Genomic DNA, 2346 nt, shown 5'->3' with positions numbered 1-2346 from the left:
TGACCTACTATAACAATTACAGATATCAATGGAATTTAAAGAAGATGACCCCTGTAGAATACAGAAATCATCTTCTCGATGTGGCATGACCTTTTTTAAAAATGTCCTTTACAACGGGTACACTTTAAATATCTGGATGACCTTATAATACGAACGGGTGCATTTGTTCAAGATGATGATCGCTACGGCGGTCATTTTTTTCTTATTGAACTAACGAAGCAGGATAGTGGAAGAAGGAACAAGCTTAAATAATGTAGAAATACTCTTAGTAATTAAAGGGAGGGGTAGTATGACTTTAAAAATACATAGCGACTTTTCTAAGGCAAATCTTGATGGAATGAAAGAAATATATACTTCTGTTGGTTGGACAAAACATACAAAGGAGATTATTAAGCAGGTATTTGAAACGAGTAATGTCTTTGCGTTTGCCACATTAAATGGTCGAATTGTTGGGTTTGGGAGAGCGATGACAGATGGCAATTCGATGACATGAAGAATGGCGATCCTCTTCAAATTGCTCAATCTTTTTTAAGTTACTTTAAAGAAATAAATTGGGAGAAATGCGAAAAGGAAGTCATTGAAGGTCTGGGCTTAGGGGAAATCTATGATAAAAAAGATTCTATTAATGGGCCATTGAAAAAAATTGTCCAAGAAGAAACGGATAAAAAGTTAGAAATGGATTTTTCCAATGAGTTGTTAAAGCTAATAAAAGTTGATGAAACTAAAGTAAACGCAGAGAATGTAGAAAAGTTAAAGAAATTGGGCCAGATTGATTTTAGTTATATTCTCACTACCAACTATGACAGAGTTATGGAAGAAGAAATAATGAATGGTAAAAATTATTTAGTTCAATCTCTAGGTAAGGGAGAGGAATTGAATTGGAACGAAAAAGATAAAACCATTATAAAAATTCATGGGGATAAGGAATCAGAAAAAGGTATTATTTTTACTCATTCCCAATACTATAAATTTATGCATGATTTCGGATATTTTAGAAGTAAGTTGTATACCTTATTTTCTAGTAACGTAATTTTGATGATGGGTTATGGTTTTAATGATATAAACATTCATCAAACTTATTTCCAATTCATAAGGGATTATGGCACTCAGGTTGATAACAATAAGTTTTATATGGTATTAAGTTCATATGATAAACAAAAGTGGGGGACATATTTTAGCTACTATAAGAGGTTTTTAGAGTCTTATAAAATAAATGTAATAGAGGCAGAGGATCTCCCATCATTCGTTGAAGAGTTATCTAATGCTATTAGAATTGAAAAAGAAAGTGCTGATTTGAGCCTTTTATTTGATACTCTTTCGGAAGAGCCAAGATTTGCAGAAACTTTGATGAAAGTAATAAATGAAGAAGATGCCGATTCCATTAATAATAAAAACCTGAATTTAGATTTTATAAGAGCTTTTAATAAAATCTTTACAAGTCCTTTTATCTTAAATGAAAAACCATTTAAAAAAGATATTTTAGAATTAAATACAAAAATTGGTTATTCAATAATGGACTATTCAATAAAAATTTTAGATATTAACCCCGAAATAGCAAGTGAAGATATATATTTGGAGTTTGTTAAGAAATCTTTAAAGTACGTGAATGAAACCACAGACTTCCATGGTAAGAGGAATAGAGCTCAAAGATTTATCGGACTTTCAAAACATATAAATCGAGATGATTATGATATTGAGACTGGCAAATTGATGTATGGAATGTTTGGGTCATGTCATCCATCTCAATATTTATATTCTAATCCAGGAGGAAGGTTTCTATTAGAACATCTACATCAGATTCCAAGCTATTATCTTCTTAGCTATCTTTGTTACATTATTAAAGATGTTGAAGAAGATGAATATTATTTACCAATAAATCATATTCAAAAGTATTGGATAGAAAAGATAAGAGAAATATCAGCAGGAAAACCATCGGTATTAGAAGTTATAGAAAAAATCGATGATATTCGAAAAAAACGAAAGGAAGCCGAGGAAGAAATTCTTTCATAATAATGATTTTGATTAACCTTACTAAAACGGAAAAAATTAGCTTTACGTTTTTTTATTTCAAAGACCAGATTGTGAAATATTGTACTTAAACTATCGGGTGCGATTGTTAATTTATGATCGATTACAAAATGCTGGATATATGCAAGTTTTTATGCAAACTTGTTTATACCCCGCTATTTTTATTGCCTTTAGGTACAAAGGAGGAGTTAAAGAGGGGATAAGCCAAAATTGCATAAAATATAATCTGGATATAAAACTTAATAGAGTTTTCCGATGGACTAAAGGTATAAATGGTTTAATTAAATTTGTTTACGGAACGTTTTGTGCATGAGGAAT

At 30.6% G+C, this 2346-nt stretch carries 3 protein-coding genes; all 3 read left to right on the top strand.

What is annotated here, in order from left to right:
* Positions 1 to 89 (top strand): IS3 family transposase (locus LC455_RS30795; RefSeq protein ID WP_223588723.1); only part of this gene is annotated, 89 nt, incomplete at its 5' end.
* A 200-nt stretch (positions 90 to 289) separates the two neighbouring features.
* Positions 290 to 493: a hypothetical protein gene (locus LC455_RS30790; protein WP_223596781.1), complete on the top strand. Its 204-nt coding sequence runs from the start codon at positions 290 to 292 to the stop codon at positions 491 to 493.
* Complete coding sequence (locus tag LC455_RS30785; protein WP_223596779.1) at positions 490 to 2010, top strand: SIR2 family NAD-dependent protein deacylase; 1521 nt, start codon at positions 490 to 492, stop codon at positions 2008 to 2010. The genes LC455_RS30790 and LC455_RS30785 overlap by 4 nt, the downstream gene beginning before the upstream one ends.
* Positions 2011 to 2346 lie beyond the last annotated feature (336 nt).

It is taken from the genome of Neobacillus bataviensis (genome assembly GCF_019969725.1).
This window is presented reverse-complemented; position numbering and strand designations above follow the sequence as displayed.